This is a genomic window from Nocardioides sp. CPCC 206348, assembly GCF_048654705.1.
Classification (GTDB): domain Bacteria; phylum Actinomycetota; class Actinomycetes; order Propionibacteriales; family Nocardioidaceae; genus Nocardioides.
The window spans coordinates 32,357-36,396 of sequence record NZ_JBMCZA010000153.1 but is presented as its reverse complement, the minus strand read 5'-3'; the positions used below and the strand labels follow the sequence as shown (position 1 = coordinate 36,396).

Annotated in this window: 5 protein-coding genes; 4 read left to right on the top strand and 1 reads right to left on the bottom strand. The window is 70.8% G+C overall.

The features are described from left to right. The 3 genes from ACOADB_RS10830 to ACOADB_RS10820 all read left to right on the top strand — a co-directional run. On the top strand, positions 1-1,131 hold a 1,131-nt coding region (locus ACOADB_RS10830), incomplete at its 5' end, for an acetate--CoA ligase family protein (protein ID WP_378598082.1). A 51-nt stretch (positions 1,132-1,182) separates the two neighbouring features. Beyond that, positions 1,183-1,776, top strand: coding sequence for a DUF5998 family protein (locus ACOADB_RS10825; protein ID WP_378598080.1), 594 nt, complete (start codon positions 1,183-1,185; stop codon positions 1,774-1,776). A gap of 27 nt (positions 1,777-1,803) precedes the next feature. Next, positions 1,804-2,931 carry an alkaline phosphatase family protein gene (locus ACOADB_RS10820; RefSeq protein WP_378598078.1) on the top strand — a complete coding sequence of 376 codons (1,128 nt, stop codon included), beginning with the start codon at positions 1,804-1,806 and terminating at the stop codon, positions 2,929-2,931. Here ACOADB_RS10820 and ACOADB_RS10815 read toward each other — a convergent pair whose 3' ends face one another. Further along, positions 2,932-3,597, bottom strand: coding sequence for a thymidine kinase (locus tag ACOADB_RS10815; RefSeq protein WP_378598076.1), 666 nt, complete (start codon positions 3,595-3,597; stop codon positions 2,932-2,934). A 176-nt stretch (positions 3,598-3,773) separates the two neighbouring features. Between ACOADB_RS10815 and ACOADB_RS10810 the strand changes: the two genes are divergently transcribed. Further along, a partial coding sequence (locus ACOADB_RS10810; protein ID WP_378598074.1) for a hypothetical protein occupies positions 3,774-4,040 on the top strand: 267 nt, incomplete at its 3' end.

The following is a 4,040-nucleotide window of genomic DNA, read 5'->3' as shown; positions in this document are numbered from 1 at the left end:
GCGGACGCCACGGCCGAGGACTTCGAGGACGCCCTCGACAACGCGATCGACGACCCCGACGTCGACTCGGTCATCGCCGTCTACATCCCGCCGCTCGACGTCACCGGCGAGGAGGTCGCGAACGTCCTGGCCGCCGTCGGCGAACAGTCCGACAAGCCGCTGGTCTCCTCGTTCCTCGGCGCCGAGGGCATCCCCGAGCTGCTGCGCGTGCCCGACGTCGCGGGTTCCTCCGCCGGACGAGGCTCGGTTCCGTCGTACCCGGCAGTGGAGGCGGCGGTCCGGGCGCTCGCGCGCGTCGTCGAGTACGCCGTCTGGCTGCACGCGCCCGACGGCCCGGCCGCCGACGCGGGCGAGGTGGACGTGCCCGCTGCGAAGAAGCTCGTCAAGCGGGTCCTCCGGTCGGCCGAGGGCGAGGTGGGCGATCGCGAGATCGAGCTCGACCAGTCGTTGGTCACCGAGCTGCTGGGCCACTACGGCATCGACCTGTGGCCCACCCGCCCGGTGGCCGACGCCGAGGCGGCTGTCGCCGCCGGCGAGGCACTCGGCTGGGACGTCGTCCTCAAGTCGACCCTCGACTCCCTGAGGGAGCGCCCGGACCAGACCCACGTGTGGCGCAACATCAGCGACGCCGAGGACATGCGTGATGCGTGGGAGACGCTGACCCAGCTGATCGACCCGGCGATGGGGCGGTTCGTGGTCCAGCGCAGTGCGCCTCCGGGCGTGCCCGTCGCGATCCGATCCTTCGAGGACCCGCTGTTCGGTCCCGTCGTGTCCTTCGGCATCTCCGGCCCGGTCATCGAGCTGCTCGGCGACTGGTCCTACCGGATTCCGCCGCTCGGCCAGCACGAGGTCGCCTCGATGGTGCGCGAGGTGAAGAGCTCGCCCCTGCTGTTCGGGTACCGCGGCGCTGACGCCGTCGACGTGGCCGCGGTCGAGGACCTGATCACCCGCGTCGCCGCCCTCAAGAACGACCTGCCGAACGTCAGCTCCCTCGAGCTCACCCTCGTCCTTGCGGGAGTCGACGGCGCGCAGACGCTCACCGCCACGGCCCGGGTCGCGACGATCAAGGACCCGCGGCCCGATTCTCTGGTGCGACGGATGCCGGACCTGGAATCCACCATCCCGGACTGAGTCGTCGACGCCTCTCGCTGCGCTTTCCGGCTGCCGTGCGAGGATGCGTCCATGCCGAATGCACGTCTTCGCGGTGGCGACGAACCCGACCGGATCGCCGACCTCCAGACTGCGATCAACCGCACCGGCTACTACCCGGAGGTGGTCGCCGATGCGGTCACCGGCGCCCTGGGCGGCGAAGCGGTCGTGTCGTACTACGTGCACCACGAGCCGACCTTCGAGCGTGACGAGGTCCGCCGGCACCAGACGGTCGTCGTCCTGACGCCGAGCCGGCTGATCCTGGCGCACACCGACGAGCACGCGGGCGACGACCTGCTGCCCGAGCCGTACACCTCGACCTCCACCGAGGCTGTCAGCCTGCGGGCAGTCGCATCGGTCGTGGTGACCCGGATGACGACCAACCCGACCGCCGGCCCGACGCCGCCGGCCGAGGCCGTGCTCACGATCGGCTGGGGTGCGGTGAGCCGGGTCGACCTGGAACCGGCCGGCTGTGCCGATCCGCAGTGCGACGCCGACCACGGCTACACCGGAAGTCTCTCCTCCGATGACTTCTCGCTGCGGGTCTCCGCGGCCGCCGACGGCAAGGACGCGGTCGGGGGACTCCTGTCCTTCGCCGCGTCGCTCTCCGCGCTGACCCGGGGCTGAATCGACGTGGTCGTGGAACAGACGGGCGTGAGCGGATTCTGCGAGCCCGCGTACGGCGTCCGCTCGCTCGGCGACGTCGTCCCCGCCGCGGCGCAGGCGCTCGGCAGCCCGCTCGGCCCGGCCCCGACCGGACTGACCCTTCCGGACGCCGCGTCGTACGTCGTGTTCCTCATCGACGGCCTCGGCGCCCGGCTCCTCGAGCGCTACGCCCACGCGGCGCCGTACCTCTCCTCACTGCTGGCGGGTTCCTCACCCGCGACCGCTGGGGTCCCCTCGACGACGTCGACGTCCCTCACCTCGCTGGGCACCGGCCTGACTCCGGGAGCGCACGGCCTCGTCGGCTTCACCACCCGGATCCCCGGCACCAGCGACCTGCTCAACGCCCTGACCTGGGACGCCGACATCGAGCCGACCCAGTGGCAGCCGCACCAGACCGCGTTCACGTCGCTGCAGTACGCCGGCGTGCGGGTCACCGTCGTCAACAAGCGTGAGTTCAACGGCAGCGGCCTGACGGTGGCTGCCCACCGTGGGGCCGACTACGTCGGCGTCGACCGGGTCGGCGAGCGGATCGCCGCCGTCGTGGCTGCTTCACGCCCCGCACCGCGGCAGCCAGCCCTGACCTATGTGTACGACGGCGACCTCGACTGGACCGGCCACCGCTGGGGCGTCGCCTCGAGCCAGTGGCTCCAGCAGCTGGCGATGATCGACCACGAGGCCGAGCAGCTGCGGGACGCCCTTCCTCGCGACCGTCGCCTCCTGGTGATCGCCGACCACGGCATGGTCGACGTCCCGGGCTCCGAGCGGATCGACGTGAACCACGACGACGACCTTCGTGCAGGGGTCGCTCTCGTCGGCGGCGAGGCACGCTTCCGCCACCTGTACTGCAAGGGCGGCGCCGTCCCCGACGTCGTCGACACCTGGCGCTCCGTGCTGGGCGAACGGGCGGACGTGATGACCCGCGGCGAGGCCATCACCCGTGGGTGGTTCGGGCCGGTGGACCCGTCTGTCCTGCCGCGCATCGGCGACGTGGTCGTCGCGTGCCGGGGCGACTTCGCCGTACTGTCGACCGAGGGGTTCCCCTACGAGTCGAAGCTGATCGGCATGCACGGATCGCTCACGCCCGACGAGATGCTGATCCCGATCCTGCTCGACTGACTATGCGAAGGGCAGCGGCTCGGGGGAGAGGCTGACGGCGCGTGCCCGTGCGGCGGTCAGGCCGCGCCGGTGGTGCTGGCGGCAGAGCACCTCGTAGGCGACGTCCAGGTCGTCGTGCACGTGCGTCGGGGTGTCGCCGTCGACGTCGCCCACGACGATGACCTCGCCCTCGGTGACCATCACACCGTTCTCGGTGCGGGCGTTGTGGGTCGCGCGGCGACCGCACCAGCACAGGGCCTCGACCTGCAGGACCTCGGTGCGGTCGGCGATCTCGACCAGGCGCGCCGAGCCGGGGAACAGCCGGGTGCGGAAGTCGGTGAGAATGCCGAAGCAGAAGACATCGATCTGCAACTCGTCGACGATCTTCGCGAGCTGGTCGACCTGCTCGGAGGTGTAGAACTGCGCTTCGTCGCAGATGAAGTAATCGATCCGCGCGCCCTGGGTCAGGGCATCGACGGTGAAGCGCCAGAAGTCGAACGTCGGCTCCACCTCGAGGGCGTCGGCGGTCAGGCCGAGCCGCGAGGACACCTTCGCGGTGCCTGCCCGGTCGTGGGAGGTGAACAGCCGGCCGATCCGCCCACGGGCGGCGTGGTTGTGGTTGGTCTGCAGCGCGAGCGTCGACTTCCCGGCGTCCATGGTTCCGGTACGGAAGGTCAGTTCAGCCACGCGCGCATCCTCTCATCCGGTGGCGGACAGGTGGCCGGGTGATGCCCGGACCAGGCTCGGCAGGGGACCGAAGGGTAAAGATCGCTGCTTGAAGGGGCAGATATCCCTGATTCGCGTGCAGAACGGAGCAGACAGGCGAACACTGGGAAACTCCGACCGGACCGAGGAGGGTGACTATGGGGGTCGCCACCATGCTCTTCCAGCGGCGAAAGCATCGCGCGTCGCGGTGGCAGGGTCGCCTGACGACCACCGCTGTGCTGGCCGCCGTTCTCGTCACGGTGCTCGCGGTCGTGGCCTCGCAGACCAGCCTGGTCCGCAGGATCACCTCGGATGACGCCTCTCCCGTCGCTGCGCCGGCCGGCCCGACGACATCGGTCCCCGCAGCAGAAGCCCCCATCGCGGCCGCCGCCGAGCCCGCTCCCGCATTCGTGGAACCGGTTGCC